The 15707-nt window shown below is 42.8% G+C and carries 13 protein-coding genes and 2 tRNA genes; 13 read left to right on the top strand and 2 right to left on the bottom strand.

Annotated features, from left to right (window positions below; all coding sequences use genetic code 11):
• Window positions 1-60 precede the first annotated feature (60 nt).
• Both ACRYKC_RS19680 and ACRYKC_RS19675 read right to left on the bottom strand, forming a co-directional pair.
• A tRNA-Glu gene (locus ACRYKC_RS19680) sits at window positions 61-132 on the bottom strand.
• Between the two features lie 20 nt (window positions 133-152).
• Window positions 153-229, bottom strand: a tRNA-Met gene (locus ACRYKC_RS19675).
• 282 nt (window positions 230-511) lie between these two features.
• On the opposite strand from ACRYKC_RS19675, the gene spoIIE reads away from it, so the two are divergent.
• The 13 genes from spoIIE to lysS all read left to right on the top strand — a co-directional run bounded on the left by spoIIE (window position 512) and on the right by lysS (window position 15476).
• Window positions 512-2959 (top strand): stage II sporulation protein E, encoded by a 2448-nt coding sequence (spoIIE, locus tag ACRYKC_RS19670; protein ID WP_433809514.1) that lies wholly within the window; start codon window positions 512-514, stop codon window positions 2957-2959.
• Window positions 2960-3024: 65 nt separating this feature from the next.
• Window positions 3025-3762 carry a vWA domain-containing protein gene (locus ACRYKC_RS19665; protein ID WP_433809578.1) on the top strand — a complete coding sequence of 246 codons (738 nt, stop codon included), beginning with the start codon at window positions 3025-3027 and terminating at the stop codon, window positions 3760-3762.
• Window positions 3743-4663, top strand: coding sequence for a serine/threonine protein kinase (locus ACRYKC_RS19660; protein WP_433809512.1), 921 nt, complete (start codon window positions 3743-3745; stop codon window positions 4661-4663). Before ACRYKC_RS19665 ends, ACRYKC_RS19660 begins: the two co-directional genes overlap by 20 nt.
• 87 nt (window positions 4664-4750) lie before the next feature.
• On the top strand, window positions 4751-6145 hold the full coding sequence (tilS, locus tag ACRYKC_RS19655; RefSeq protein ID WP_433809510.1) for a tRNA lysidine(34) synthetase TilS: 1395 nt from the start codon (window positions 4751-4753) through the stop codon (window positions 6143-6145).
• A gap of 11 nt (window positions 6146-6156) precedes the next feature.
• Window positions 6157-6696: a hypoxanthine phosphoribosyltransferase gene (gene hpt / locus ACRYKC_RS19650; RefSeq protein ID WP_433809508.1), complete on the top strand. Its 540-nt coding sequence runs from the start codon at window positions 6157-6159 to the stop codon at window positions 6694-6696.
• Between the two features lie 117 nt (window positions 6697-6813).
• Window positions 6814-8856, top strand: coding sequence for an ATP-dependent zinc metalloprotease FtsH (gene ftsH / locus ACRYKC_RS19645; protein WP_433809506.1), 2043 nt, complete (start codon window positions 6814-6816; stop codon window positions 8854-8856).
• A gap of 144 nt (window positions 8857-9000) precedes the next feature.
• Complete coding sequence (locus ACRYKC_RS19640; protein ID WP_433809504.1) at window positions 9001-9792, top strand: type III pantothenate kinase; 792 nt, start codon at window positions 9001-9003, stop codon at window positions 9790-9792.
• A 6-nt stretch (window positions 9793-9798) separates the two neighbouring features.
• Entirely contained in the window at window positions 9799-10680 is an 882-nt protein-coding gene (gene hslO, locus ACRYKC_RS19635) for an Hsp33 family molecular chaperone HslO (protein WP_433809502.1), read from the top strand.
• A 188-nt stretch (window positions 10681-10868) separates the two neighbouring features.
• Window positions 10869-11795, top strand: coding sequence for a cysteine synthase A (gene cysK, locus ACRYKC_RS19630; RefSeq protein ID WP_433809500.1), 927 nt, complete (start codon window positions 10869-10871; stop codon window positions 11793-11795).
• 270 nt (window positions 11796-12065) lie between these two features.
• Entirely contained in the window at window positions 12066-12899 is an 834-nt protein-coding gene (gene folP, locus ACRYKC_RS19625; RefSeq protein WP_433809498.1) for a dihydropteroate synthase, read from the top strand.
• Complete coding sequence (gene folB / locus ACRYKC_RS19620) at window positions 12892-13257, top strand: dihydroneopterin aldolase (protein ID WP_433809496.1); 366 nt, start codon at window positions 12892-12894, stop codon at window positions 13255-13257. Before folP ends, folB begins: the two co-directional genes overlap by 8 nt.
• Window positions 13254-13751 (top strand): 2-amino-4-hydroxy-6-hydroxymethyldihydropteridine diphosphokinase, encoded by a 498-nt coding sequence (gene folK, locus ACRYKC_RS19615; protein WP_433809494.1) that lies wholly within the window; start codon window positions 13254-13256, stop codon window positions 13749-13751. The genes folB and folK overlap by 4 nt, the downstream gene beginning before the upstream one ends.
• Before the next feature lie 240 nt (window positions 13752-13991).
• Window positions 13992-15476 (top strand): lysine--tRNA ligase, encoded by a 1485-nt coding sequence (gene lysS, locus ACRYKC_RS19610; RefSeq protein WP_433809576.1) that lies wholly within the window; start codon window positions 13992-13994, stop codon window positions 15474-15476.
• Window positions 15477-15707: the final 231 nt, after the last annotated feature.

Below are 15707 nucleotides of genomic sequence, written 5' to 3'. Positions count from 1 at the left end.
AAAAACTCCGCATTCTCGAATTCGAGAATGCGGAGTTTTTTTGGACAAGAATGTTTTCGATGACCCGTACGGGATTCGAACCCGTGTTACCGCCGTGAAAGGGCGGTGTCTTAACCACTTGACCAACGGGCCTAGTATGTATGTGATGAAAATGGTAGCGGCGGAGGGGATCGAACCCCCGACCTCACGGGTATGAACCGTACGCTCTAGCCAGCTGAGCTACACCGCCATGTGAAAGAATGTTTTTTTCAAAGTCACAAGGAATATAGTAAACCATTATAAAAAAAGTGTCAATACAAAATAAAAATATCAGAATTGTATGTATATTTCGCTAGGGAAAGAAGGAGGTTTTTGGATACTCTCGAAGGTTGGGGAGGGATAATTTGTAGAAACGGATGCAGTTGTTGAAAAAAGCATCGAAGTTTTTGTTTCTGCTCTCCTGTTGTTTTGACAAAATGCTTGTCTACCATGTGATTTAATAGAATCCATAACAAAGGAGTGTGATTAATAAATGTTAGGTACGATGACGAAACGAGAAGATCGCCAGAACACGTTAAAGCAGTCTAACGTCAGCAGAGGATTGAAAAAGGCATCATTAGGATTATTTACTTTCATGTCAAACAAAGGGGTCTTCCATATGGTCCTGGCCCTATTATTGGGAAGAGCTATTATTCTATCATCTATGGCTCCATTCGGTGTGGCTTTCCTGGCCGTGATCTGGTGGCTAAAGCGTCCTCTTGTCATACCAGTAACTATTATGATGGCCGCAGGGGCGTCTACATACAGTTACGGCCATGCGGGTTTTATTGCAGGAGCGTCGGCGACTTTTTTGCTCTTAACTCTGGGGCTGTACAAAATAAGTCACCTCCAGAGATGGCTGCCGATGCTCGCGCTGATGGCCAGTGTCGTTCCACGTATGATCAGTCTGGCACTGCTCGACCGTTGGCAGCTCTACGAACTTACCCTGATGGTCGCGGAAGGGGTACTTAGTTTTATCCTTGTACTTATCTTTATGCAGAGTCTTCCTTTATTAACACCCCAAAGATATCAACCAACGTTGAAAAATGAGGAGATCGTCTGCTTAATCATATTACTCGCCTCAGTGTTAACCGGCTTGATCGGCTGGGAAATTCAAGGTGTGGCTGTTGTTGATGTTTTTTCGCGTTACCTTGTTATCCTGCTTGCTTTTACTGCAGGAGCAGCTATTGGTTCAACCGTGGGAGTCGTGACAGGACTAGTGCTGAGCCTTTCGAATATGGATCACGTCTATCAAATGAGCCTGCTCGCATTTTCAGGCTTATTAGGCGGTTTATTAAAAGAAGGAAAGAAGGCAGGAGTGAGCGCCGGGCTCGTAGTGGGGACATTATTGATCGGGTTTTATGTCAGTAATGGGGCCAATTTACCCTCATCCCTTTGGGCAACGGCATGGGCAGTCCTCTTCTTTGTGTTTACTCCAAATTCGTGGATTAGCCAACTATCACGGTTTGTCCCAGGGACCGATGAACATCATTCTGAACAACAAAAATATTTACAAAAGGTCCGCGATGTTACTGCTGTCAGAGTGGGGAAGTTTTCCGATGTGTTTCAAGCTTTATCCAAAAGTTTCAATTATTTAGAGCGTCCGCCTGCAGATGTAGAAGAAAAGGAAGAGGTAGACTACTTCCTCAGTCATGTTACGGAGAAAACGTGCCAATCCTGTTTTAAGAAGGAGAAGTGCTGGGTCAACATGTTCGATCAGACCCATGACATGATGACGGAACTGATGCACGAGCTGGATGAGAAGGGGGAACCGAATCGGGTTGTACGTAAAGCTGTAGATCAACACTGTGTAAAATCGCAAAAATTAATTGACACGATGAAATATGAGTTGTCCTTCTACCATGCGAATAAACAATTGAAAAAACAAGTGTTGGAGAGTCGCAGGTTCGTAGCGGAACAACTTCAAGGAGTTTCTGAGGTCATGAGCAATTTTGCACAGGAAATCGTTAAAGAACGGGAGCACCATGAGAAAAAAGAGCAAGTTATCTATAATGCGTTAGAAAGAATGGGGATGATTATTCAGAAACTAGAAATCTATTCTTTAGATGCCGGGAACATTGATATGGAACTCATTGTGGAAATCGAAAATTACCGCGGAGAAGGAGCAAAAATAATTGCTCCTGTGCTTTCTGATATCTTAGGAGAAACAATTGTTGTAACAATGGAAGAAATTTCTCCTTATCCGAGCGGGCGGTGTTATTTAAATTTCGGATCAGCAAAGCATTATTCCATCGAAACGGGAGTAGCTCATGCGGCTAAAGGGGGAGGGATTGTATCCGGAGATAGCTTTACAATGATGGAATTGGGAAGAGGTAAGTATGCCCTTGCAATCAGTGATGGAATGGGGAATGGGGAAAGAGCTCACGAGGAGAGTATGGAAACTCTAAGACTGCTAAAACAAATTTTACAGTCAGGAATACAGGAGTCCGTCGCCATCCAGTCCATCAATTCGATTCTTTCCTTACGTACGAACGATGAAATTTTTTCAACGCTCGATTTGGCTGTTATTGATTTACATCAAGCAACATCTAAATTCATTAAAGTTGGCAGCACGCCAAGCTTTATAAAGAGAGGAGATCAAATTTTTACCGTAGAGTCAGGGAACCTGCCTATGGGCATCATTCCGGAAGTAGATGTCGATATGACTAGTGAACAACTCGAGGAAGGCGACCTTCTAATCATGATGAGCGATGGAATTTTGGAAGGGCCAAAATACGTGGAGAACGTGGAAATGTGGATCAAGAGGAAAATAAGGGAGGTTACGACTGATGATCCGCAGGTGATTGCTGACCTTCTTTTAGAAGAGGTCATACGCACCCAGGCTGGTTCAATTCACGATGATATGACGATCCTCGTCGCAAGAATCGACCGCTACATGCCGGAGTGGAAATCCATTCCCACACAGAAAAAACAGGCCTGAAGGTGAGTATAAAATTCCTCCTTTTCGGCGATGATGGTGACAATGAAACAGGAGGGATCACCATTATGAAACCAGGCCGACTAAAGCAAATTCTTTTGTTAACTGATGGGTGCTCGAATCATGGAGAGGACCCTATCGCTGTAGCAGCTCTCGCAAGAAATCAGGGGATTACGGTGAATGTGATTGGCGTCCTTGATGATCGGCAGCAAGGCAAGCCACAGGGGCTTGATGAAGTCGAATCGATTGCCGAGGCAGGGGGAGGCGTCAGTCAAATCGTCTACCAAAAAAGCTTGTCTCAAACTGTGCAAATGGTGACAAGACAGGCGATGACTCAAACGATTCAAGGAGTCGTCAATAAAGAATTACAAGAAATCTTAGGGAAAGATCAGACCATTGAGGAGCTTCCACCTGAGAAACGAGGGGAAGTGGTCGAGGTTGTCGATGATTTAGGGGAACGTTGTGATCTTGAAGTACTTGTACTCGTGGATACAAGTGCAAGCATGCATCACAAACTTCCGACGGTCAAAGAAGCCTTATATGATCTCTCTCTAAGTTTAAATGCGAGAACGGGTTCCAATCAATTTAGTGTGTATACATTCCCAGATCAGAAGAAAACGATCAGAAAAATGGTGGATTGGACGCCTGAATTAGGTGAAATCAACGGGATCTTTTCGAAACTATTGAGTGGAGGGTACACTCCGACTGGGCCTGCTTTGAAAGAAGCGCTGTATGCATTTACAGAAAAACCGATGTTTCAAAGTATGCAAGATGGAGTAGATCCTTATGAAGAAACCGGATTTTAATTTGCGTCCAGGCACTAGTTTGCGTGGAAAATGGAATGGGAACGCCTACACCATCATTCGGGTACTCGGTTCAGGGGCTTGCGGCACGGTTTTTTTGTGCCGTTCAGAGCAGGGGGATACGTATGCCCTCAAGCTGGGTACGGATAGTTCACGCCTTATGCTTGAAGTAAATATGCTCAAAAAATTCGGTAAGGTCCAAGGGGTCAAACTTGGGCCTTCTTTCGTTGATGTCGATGACTGGGCAGGGAATTCAATGAAAACGTACCCTTTTTACGTGATGGAATATGTTGAAGGTGAATCTCTTAGCACTTTTCTAAATGGAAAATCAAAGGAATGGATAGGGATCTGTGCTATTCAATTGTTGAGTCAATTGGAGCACCTTCATAAGGCTGGCTACGTTTTCGGTGATTTAAAAACGGATAACTTGCTTATGTCCGATTCGCTTGTTCGCTGGATTGATGTCGGAGGTGTTACGCAAATCGGCAGGGCGATCAAGGAGTATACCGAGTTTTATGACAGAGGTTATTGGGGAATGGGAACTCGGAAAGCAGAACCGACTTATGATTTGTTCGCTGTTACGATGATTATGCTTGAAATGGCTTATCCAAAGCGCTTTGAAAAAGCGGGCAATCCAAAGAAAACTCTGGAGTCAAAACTAGCTTCTTCTTCTGCTCTTCGTCCTTACCAGCGTTTGATCTTGCAATGCTGGAAGGGAAAGTATCATACTGCTTCGGATATGAAACTCGCGTTGTCTGAAATTCTGATGAAAAAACAGAAATCCATCTCAAATTCACGCAGGCAAAGAAGACGGGAACATGGGTCGGAGAATAAGGAACTGCTGGTTTTCTCGATAAGTACCACATTATTTTTAGGGATTTCTATTTTAAGTTTCTGGATGTAAGTGTATTCTTTTGCAGAACCGATGAAGAGTGATACGATAAGAGATAGTAACAGCAGGTAGATTTAGCCAAAACAGGAGTGACCATTGATGGATCAGACTGTCCATTCGTTCATTAGAAGACATCAGCTTATTCACCCTCACCAAACCATTCTCGTTGCGGTGTCAGGAGGGCCGGACTCTATTGCTCTTCTTCATTTTTTGAGTTCGCTGAGAGACTCATGGCATTTACGGATCGTGGCGGTTTCGGTCGATCACAGGCTTCGAGGGGAGGAATCAGCTGAAGACTTTTCTTATGTAAAACAAATGTGCGAAGAGTGGCAGGTGGAATTTGTCGGTACTTCTGTAGATGTCCAATCGTATAAGAAGCAGACGGGAATGGGCACACAAGAGGCTGCTCGTCATTTGAGGTATCAATTTTTTAAGAAAGTCATGAACGAGGAAAAAGCAGATGGATTGGCTACTGGGCATCATGGAGATGATCAGGCGGAAACGATGATCATGCAATTGACTCGCGGTGCTCGACCTGAAGCACTTCAGGGGATTCCTGTTCAAAGACCTTTTGGAAAAGGAAAAATCATCCGTCCATTTTTGTGTCTGTCTAAAGATCAGATCGGCCAGTATATTACTAAACATCACATCGAACCAAGAATCGACGCATCCAATGAAGATACAGACTATACTCGAAATGCTTTCAGAAAACATGTTTTGCCCTTCTTAAAAGAACAAAATCCGAAGTTAAATATCCACATGCAGTCAATGAGTGAGAGGATGAGGGAAGACCATTCATACATAAAGGAACAGGCGGAAAAAGTTTTGGAAAAGGTACAATTTTCTTCAAATATGGATAAATTCGTACAATTTTCTATTGAAGATTTCAAAACATTCCCGCTTGCTTTACAAAGAAGTGCCTTTCATCTAATATTGAACTATCTGTACGTAAATCAAACAGAAGATATTTCCTATTTGCATGAGGAAATGTTTTTGAGCCTTTTATATGATCATAAACCGAATGCGGAGATAGATTTGCCCCGGGGGTTAAAAGCGGTCCGGGCTTATGAGGATGTCACGATTTCTTTCAAAGGGAAAGACGAAAAAGAAGCTTTCCATTTGCTCCTTCCTTTAGGAGAGAAAGTAGAGCTTGCTGACGGTTCCCAATTGATTGCAGAACGGATTGATAAGCATAGTGAAGAGGGAAGGTACGTGTTTATTTGTGATTCCCATCACGTAACATTACCTCTCATCGTACGTTCGAGACGAAATGGAGACCGAATGCGACTGCGGGGAATGAACGGGTCGAAAAAGGTAAAAGATATTTTTATTGACCAAAAGATCCCTGCAGAACTTCGTGACACATGGCCACTAGTTACAGATCGTAACGGTGAAATCCTCTGGCTTGTAGGTTTAAAAAAAGGTGGAGAATGTACGAGGAATTCCTCAGGTACATGGCTTCGGATAAAATATGAAAATAATGCAGAGACGTAGGAGGAGCAAACATGCATAACGAAATTGAAAAGGTCTTGATTTCTGAGGAAGAAATCCAGGAAAAGTGTAAGGAGATCGGTGCTCAGTTGACGGAAGAGTATCAAGGGCGCTTTCCGTTAGCGATTGGAGTGCTGAAAGGGGCCACTCCTTTTATGGCAGATCTTCTGAAAAGGGTAGAAACGCATTTGGAAATGGATTTTATGGACGTTTCAAGCTATCACGGAGGTATGAAATCCTCTGGAGAAGTTAAAATTGTTAAAGACCTTGATACAAAAGTCGAAGGTCGTGACATTTTAATAATTGAAGACATCATTGATAGCGGACTGACACTTAGTTATTTAGTTGACTTGTTCAAATATCGTAAAGCAAAGTCCATCAAAATCGTAACCCTTTTGGATAAACCTGCGGGCCGTAGTGCAAATATCAAAGCAGATACCATCGGCTTTGAAGTTCCGGACGAATTTGTTGTAGGATATGGATTGGATTACGAAGAAAAGTATCGTAACCTGCCATACATTGGGGTTCTGAAACCAGAAGTTTACGGTGGATAATGAAACGCTCTCATACCTTAGCTTTCAATGTTCATTTTTTAAGGTTAATTAGTTGTCTCGTCAGTTTTTGTTATGGTACGATTTACTATAGTTTTCTCGCTTGGGAGGAGGTAGGCAATGAACCGGATATTTCGTAATACTATTTTTTATTTACTTATCTTCCTCGTAGTTATCGGCGTCGTCGGTCTATTTAGAGGTCAAGGTGAGCCACAAACAGAACTAAATGTTAACGAGTTTTACAATAAACTAAACAACGGTCAAATCGAAGAAATGACGATACAGCCTGTCAATGGGGTGATCCGTGTCACCGGACAGCTTGCTGATAGTCAGGAGGGTGAAGGGACGTTTACTGCTAAGCTTCCATCCAATGATGAAGTCATTGCGAACGTCACCGAGACTGGTCAGGAACAGAGTATCTTAAACGTTGAAGAAGAAGAACAGCCGAGCGCATGGGTGACATTTCTTACATCCATTATTCCGTTCGTAATTATATTCATCTTATTCTTCTTCTTGCTTAACCAGGCTCAAGGCGGCGGAAGCCGTGTCATGAACTTTGGTAAGAGTAAGGCGAAGATGTACACGGAAGAGAAGAAAAAGGTTCGTTTCAAAGACGTAGCCGGAGCAGATGAAGAGAAACAAGAACTTGTTGAGGTTGTCGATTTCTTGAAAGACCCTCGCAAATTCTCTGCTGTAGGGGCGCGTATACCAAAAGGTGTCCTGTTAGTGGGACCTCCAGGTACAGGTAAAACATTACTTGCTCGTGCCGTAGCCGGTGAAGCTGGCGTACCATTCTTCTCAATCAGTGGTTCTGACTTCGTTGAAATGTTTGTCGGTGTCGGTGCTTCCCGTGTGCGTGACTTGTTTGAAAACGCGAAAAAGAACGCCCCAGGCATCATTTTCATTGATGAGATTGATGCGGTAGGTCGTCAGCGTGGAGCTGGACTCGGCGGAGGACACGATGAACGTGAACAAACGTTGAACCAATTGCTAGTTGAAATGGACGGGTTTGGTGTCAATGAAGGAATCATTATTATTGCAGCAACCAACCGCCCGGATATTCTAGACCCAGCCCTTCTTCGTCCTGGACGTTTTGACCGTCAAATCACGGTTGATCGCCCAGATGTGAAAGGCCGTGAAGCAGTTCTTGCTGTACACGCTAAAAACAAACCGTTAGCTGAAAATGTTGATTTGAAAACAATCGCACTCCGTACACCTGGCTTCTCAGGTGCAGACTTGGAAAACTTGCTGAACGAAGCAGCGCTTGTTGCTGCCCGTGCAGACGCGACCAAAGTAGCAATGGAGCACGTCGATGAAGCGATCGATCGTGTCATCGCTGGTCCAGCTAAGAAGAGTCGTGTCATTTCCAAGAAAGAACGTAATATCGTTGCCCATCACGAAAGTGGCCACACCGTTATTGGTATGGTACTGGATGATGCCGATATGGTTCACAAAGTAACGATTGTTCCTCGTGGACAAGCAGGTGGTTATGCGGTCATGCTTCCAAAAGAAGATCGCTACTTCATGACGAAGCCTGAACTGTTTGATAAAATCACAGGTCTACTTGGCGGTCGTGTCGCTGAAGAAATTATGTTTGGTGAAGTGAGCACTGGTGCTCATAACGACTTCCAGCGTGCAACAAGCATCGCTCGTAAGATGGTTACAGAGTATGGAATGAGTGAAAAACTCGGACCACTTCAATTCGGTTCTAATTCTGGCGGACAAGTATTCCTTGGACGCGATATCCAGAATGAACAAAATTACAGTGATCAAATCGCTTACGAAATCGATCAAGAAGTTCAAAACTTCATCAACTACTGTTACGATCGTGCGAAAACGATCCTTACAGATAACAAAGATAAGTTAGAACTCATTGCGAAAACCTTGCTTGATGTTGAAACTCTCGATGCGACTCAAATTCGCTCCCTGTTTGACAAAGGTCGTCTTCCGACAGATGAGGAATTAGAAGAGCTTGCTCGTGAGCACAATGCAAAAATCAAGAATAATACATCTTCAACGGATGAGGATGTAAGGGTGAACGTAAAATCAAAAGAAGAACAAGCGGATGAATCTGAACAGAAGGATGCACAAACTTCTGTAGATACCGAAGAGAGCAATGAAACGTCAAAAGACGATGATGATTCTGAGGATCGCCGTTCTTAATAATAAGTATAAAAGCCACACCGTCAATAGGCGGTGTGGCTTTTCTTCCGTTATTTACGAAAGGATTGAAATCACTCTAAAGCGTTTATTGGGCAGAATATGGTATGATGGTAGCCGAAGGAAATGACGCGGGAGGCAAGAAATATGAATTTTGTTCTTGACGTGGGAAATACCAACACTGTACTAGGTGTTTTTGATAAAGACTCTTTACAATACCAGTGGAGAATAAAAACAGACCGACATAAAACAGAAGATGAATTTGGTATGCTGATCAAATCTTTATTTGATCATGAAGGTTTAAGGTTTGAAGATATGGATGGAGTCATCATATCATCGGTGGTTCCTCCCATTATGTTTGCGCTCGAGCGAATGTCTCGTTATTATTTTAAAAAGCAGCCGATGATTATTGGAGCTAGAGAGGTAGATCACGGCCTGGCAATGAAATACCCAAATCCCGATGAAATTGGTGCAGACCGGATTGTAAATGCAGTAGGAGCGATTGATGAATACAAGCTGCCGCTGGTAATCATTGATTTTGGTACAGCCACAACGTATTGTTATATCAACGAAAACGGAGAGTATGTAGGAGGGGCTATTGCTCCTGGTATCAACATCTCTATGGAAGCCCTATATGCAAAGGCAGCTAAGCTTCCGAAAATTGAAATCAAGGGCCCGGAGAATGTCGTTGGACAAAGTACGGTCGAAGCCATGCAATCGGGTGTCTTTTACGGGTACGTTGGTCAAGTTGATGAAGTGGTTCGCCGAATGAAGGCCACAGCAGATCAAACCCCTACGGTTATTGCTACAGGAGGGCTGGCGTCATTGATTGCGGGTGAGTCCAATACAATTGAGCATGTTGATCCTTACCTCACACTTAAAGGGCTTCATAAAATATATCAACGCAACAAAGAGAAAAAAGCTTATAAAGGAGAATGATTTAGAATGGCAGATTATTTAGTACGTGCGATGGCTTTTGACGGACAAGTACGTGCATATGCTGTCCAATCGACAGATACGGTAGAAGAAGCACGCCGCAGACAAGATACATGGGCTACAACTTCTGCAGCTCTTGGTCGTACCCTTACAATTAGTGCCATGATGGGAGCAATGTTAAAGGGTGACGATAAAATCACTCTAAAAGTTGAAGGAGATGGACCGGCCGGGGCTATTATCGCTGATGCAAACTCTAGAGGTGAAGTTCGCGGTTATGTTAAGAACCCTCATGTTGATTTCGATTTAAATGATCAAGGCAAGCTCGATGTTGCTCGTGCCGTAGGGACCAGTGGTACACTAAGTGTCGTCAAAGACCTTGGTATGAAAGATCACTTCACAGGCCAAGTGCCGCTTATTTCCGGGGAAATTAGTGAAGACTTCACATATTATTTTGCTAACTCTGAACAAGTTCCTTCGGCTGTAGGAGCGGGGGTACTTGTTGATACGGATTATTCTATTCTTGCTTCTGGTGGATTTATCGTTCAGATGATGCCTGGAGCGGATGAGGAGACTACAAGCCAAATTGAGAAGAGATTAACAGAAATGCCAGCCATCTCAAGCTTGGTTCGTGATGGTAAAACCCCAGAAGAAATCCTGCACACTGTATTAGGAAAAGAAAATGTTCAAATTCTGGATTCCATGCCTGTTCAATTCAAGTGTCACTGTTCACGCGAACGAGTAGAAGTCGCCATCTCAAGTCTTGGTGACGATGAGATACAGCGTATGATTGATGAGGATCAAGGGGCAGAAGCGAAATGTCATTTCTGTAACGAAGATTATCAGTTTGATGTTGAACAATTAAAAGAACTGCAATCAAATGCTGCAGAATAGCATATGGGTATAGGTTCGATGATATAATAAAAGGCGAAACAAATCTTTCAATTTAAAAGAGGGTTTGTTTCGCCTTTTCTATATTCACTTAGATGATGGTCAATTTACTGAAATGTTTGACAACAGAAGGCAAGTCAAGTACATTAGATGAAAATCCTATTAAAATACTTGGTTTTAGGAGTGAGAAAATGAGAATAGCAAATAATGTTAGTGAATTAGTTGGTCAAACCCCTATGGTTAAGCTTGTAGGGAGTGCTGATGAAGACAGCGCAGACATTTACTTAAAACTTGAATACATGAATCCAGGGAGCTCCGTAAAAGACCGTATTGCTTTATCAATGATTGAAGAAGCTGAAAAAGCGGGTAATTTGAAAGAAGGCGACACAATCATTGAGCCGACAAGTGGTAACACAGGAATCGGGCTGGCGATGATCGCAGCAGCTAAAGGATACAAATCGGTACTCGTTATGCCGGATACGATGAGTCAAGAACGTCGGAATCTATTGCGCGCTTATGGCGCAGAGCTAGTTCTAACACCGGGTAGTGAAGGAATGAAGGGTGCAATTAAGAAAGCCGCCGAGCTTTCTGATAAGCATGGATACTACTTGCCGCAGCAATTTAACAATGAAGCGAACCCTCTCATTCATGAAAAAACCACTGGTCCTGAAATTGTTGAACAAATGGGTGATCAATTAGATGCGTTCGTTGCTGGAATTGGAACCGGCGGTACGATTAGTGGTGCAGGTAAAGTATTGAAAGAACGTTATCCAGATGTCAAAATTTATGCCATTGAACCTGAAGGCTCACCAGTACTATCTGGAGGAGATCCGGGACCGCATAAAATTCAAGGGATCGGGGCCGGTTTTGTTCCAGGCATCTTGAATACAAAAGTGTATGATGAAGTGGTTCAGGTTTCTACAGAAGATTCTTTCGCTGCAGCACGTGAGGCTGCTAGAAAAGACGGTATCCTTGGAGGTATCTCCTCAGGAGCAGCGATCCATGTTGCTAAACAAGTTGCGAAAAAATTAGGAAAAGGTAAAAAAGTCGTTGCGATTATACCGAGTAATGGAGAGCGTTACCTTTCCACTCCTCTATATCAATTTGATGAAGAATAAACCATAAACTACGTCCTTTAGTCAGGGCGTAGTTTTTTTGTTGGGTGAAAAATTATAACATTATTACTTTTTTGTCCTGGGCAGTGAGCTCGGGCTCAAGCGCCCAGCGTCTAGCAGTATAAGTAACCCGTTCTGCGTAAGGGGGAATCACTTTCCGCCTGCCGTTTTGCTGGCTAACAGTGAGGTTGCCCCTTTGTTCTGTGGAGTGATAGAATTTTTAAAATGATGTAAGATAGGGGAAGAAGATTTGACGGAAAGAGGGAACGCTTCATGGGATTTACTCTAACGACAGATAAAAAAACATACAACTTGTCCACCCAGTCTTTAGTTATGGGAATATTAAATATTACTCCAGATTCTTTTTCAGACGGAGGTAAGTACAACGAGATAGATGCCGCTGTCACTCAGGCGTTAGCCATGCAGCGCGATGGTGCTCATATTATCGACATCGGAGGAGAGTCGACCCGTCCCGGGCACGAGCCTGTAACGGAAGAAGAAGAACTCAACCGAGTAGTTCCTGTCATACGTGCATTGAAAGAACAATTGGACATTCCGATCTCTATAGACACGTACAAAGCTGAAGTAGCAAAACAGGCTATAGAAGCTGGAGCATCTATTATCAATGATGTATGGGGTGCGAAAGAGGAGCCCGCAATAGCTAAGGTTGCTGCAAAATTCGAGGTACCGATTATCCTGATGCACAATAGAAAAGAGAAGAATTACGAATCACTAGTAGATGATATGAAACAAGAATTAAAAGATAGCATAAGGATTGCCAAAGGTGCTGGAGTTAGGGATGATCACATCATTTTAGACCCTGGCGTAGGTTTTGCTAAAACTCCTCAAGATAATTTAGTCGTTATGCGGAATCTCCACCAGTTTCATGAGCTGGGTTATCCTTTGCTTTTAGGAACTTCACGGAAATCATTCATCGGCCTTACACTAGACCTTCCAAAGGAAGAAAGGATGGAAGGTACTGGTGCCACTGTATGTTATGGAATCTCCCAGGGGGTGCATATTGTGAGAGTACATGATGTCAAACCAATTGTACGAATGACAAAAATGATGGATGCCATGATCGGAAAGGGTGAATCGAATGGATAAAATTTATGTAAATCAAATGGAATTCTGGGGATATCATGGGCTTTTTCCGGAAGAAAACAAGCTTGGTCAACGCTTTTATGTTGATTTACAATTGGAGCTTGATCTGAAACCTGCAGCAGAGTCTGATGATATGACAAAATCAGTTGACTATGGTGCGCTTTATGAAACTTCGAAAAAAGTGGTGGAAGGAGAAGCGTATGACTTAGTAGAGACTGTGGCTGAGAAATTAGCTCGAGAACTGCTTGGACAGTTTACTCTTATTGATGCGTGTCTCGTTAAAGTGTACAAGCCGGACCCTCCTATCCCTGGTCACTATAAATCAGTTGCTATTGAAATATACAGGAGCAGAGACGAATGAACACGGCCTACATCGCACTCGGGTCCAATATTGCAGAGAGAGAAGATTTTTTAAAAAGTGCAATCGAGATGTTAGAAGAACACAGTGAAATTCAAGTAACTGAAAAATCATCGGTCTATGAAACAGCTCCTGTCGGTTACACAGATCAAAGTGATTTTTTAAATATGGTAGTGAAAGTGACTACATCTTTACAGCCCTTGCAGATGCTCGACCATTGTCAGAGTATAGAAGCAGAATTAGGTCGTGAGCGGATCGTAAAATGGGGACCAAGAACCATAGACCTTGACATTTTACTCTATAATCACGAAAATATGAAAGCAGAGCGTCTAATGATCCCTCACCCACATATGCATGAGCGCGCCTTTGTAATGGTTCCTTTAGCTGAACTCGCTCCAGAAGTAATCCTTCCTCACATGAATCGTAGTGCAGAAGAAATCTTGCGAGGGCTTCCTGCAGAGGAAGTGGAAAGCATGCGTATATGGGGAGAGGTTTAATTTTAAACCGTAGTTTGATATAGATTGTTGCACGAAACGATGCTGAATATTTTAATGAATCTGCTAATGAGCTGGAAGAGAGTATGAAAGTGTCCTAAATCCCTACTTAGATTGACACGATCGAGGGACTTTTCTATACTAAATCATAGTTAGAATACTGCCAGTACAGAGCTGGCAGTTTTTATTTATTGAAACGGATTGTTTACGATCTAAAAATAGATGAAGAATGGAGTGATTACAGTGTCAGAAGAACTCAACGAACATATGCGGGTGCGTCGGGAGAAGATGAATTCCTACCGCGAACAAGGATTGGATCCTTTCGGCAGCAAATATGAACGAACAGATTATGCTAAAGATCTTCAAGAGAAATATGACCAGTACAGCAAAGAGGAGCTTGAAGAGAAGCAAATCCCTGCGACTATTGCTGGACGAATTATGACGAAGCGCGGAAAAGGAAAAGCTGGCTTCACTCACATTCAGGATTTGACGGGACAAATTCAATTATATATTAGAAAAGACGCTATTGGCGAAGAGGCTTATGAGATTTTTCAAACCGCCGACCTTGGAGATATTGTTGGGGTAACAGGTGTTATGTTTAAAACAAAAGTAGGGGAATTATCTGTGAAAGCTGGTGAATTCCACTTGCTTACAAAATCCTTGCGCCCTCTTCCTGAGAAATTCCATGGCTTACAAGACGTAGAGCAGCGATACCGCCAGCGTTACTTAGATTTGATTACAAACCCAGGAAGCCGCGATACGTTCGTCACACGTAGTAAAATTATTCAGTCCATGCGAAGATACCTGGATGACTTGGGCTTCTTAGAGGTTGAAACGCCATTAATGCACGGCATTCCAGGTGGAGCCTCAGCACGACCGTTCATTACTCACCACAACGCATTGGATATGCAGCTGTACATGCGTATTGCTATTGAGCTGCACCTAAAACGTTTAATCGTGGGTGGAATGGAAAAAGTATATGAAATCGGACGGGTATTCCGTAATGAAGGAATCTCTACGCGCCATAACCCAGAATTCACGATGCTTGAGCTTTATGAGGCTTACGCAGATTATCATGATGTGATGAGTTTGACTGAAAATATGGTTGCTCACATTGCGAAAGATGTTCTTGGAAGCACGAAAATCATTTATAATGAACAGGAAATTGATTTAGAGCCAGAATGGACACGCCTGCACATGGTTGATGCTATTAAGGAATACACTGGCGTGGATTTCTGGGAACAGATGAGTGATGAAAAAGCTAAGGAACTTGCTCATGAACATGGGATTGAAATTAAAGATACGATGACATTTGGTCATATCGTAAATGAGTTCTTTGAGCAGCGTGTAGAAGACAAGCTTATTCAGCCTACATTTATTTATGGACATCCGATCGAGATTTCTCCGCTTGCGAAGAAAAATCCAGAGGATGAGCGTTTTACGGATCGCTTTGAACTATTCATCGTAGGACGCGAACATGCCAACGCGTTTTCTGAGCTTAATGATCCAATTGATCAGCGTGAACGATTTGAAGCGCAATTGAAAGAACGGGAAGAAGGAAACGACGAAGCGCATATGATGGATGAAGACTTCATCGAGGCTCTAGAATATGGAATGCCTCCAACTGGTGGACTAGGTATAGGGATCGACCGTCTAGTCATGCTGCTGACAGACTCTCCTTCCATTAGAGATGTGTTGCTTTTCCCGCAAATGCGTAATCGTGACTAATACTCAATATAGAAACTCGGCCTTAAACGCGGCCGAGTTTTTTTATTTCTATTGTAGAAAAGGGATTTAATTTTTTATGAAAAAATCCTTGATTCAATCACGGAACCATGGTAAATTATTATTTGTCGCTTTAAGAGCGGCAAGCAATCAAGCTGACAAAAATCATTGAAAAAGTTATTGACATATAGCGAATTCACATGATATATTAGTAAGCGTCGCTTTAAGAGAAAG

Source organism: Halobacillus sp. A1-3 (genome assembly GCF_050971765.1).
Classification (GTDB): Bacteria; Bacillota; Bacilli; order Bacillales; family Halobacillaceae; genus Halobacillus; species Halobacillus mangrovi_B.
This window is presented reverse-complemented; position numbering and strand designations above follow the sequence as displayed.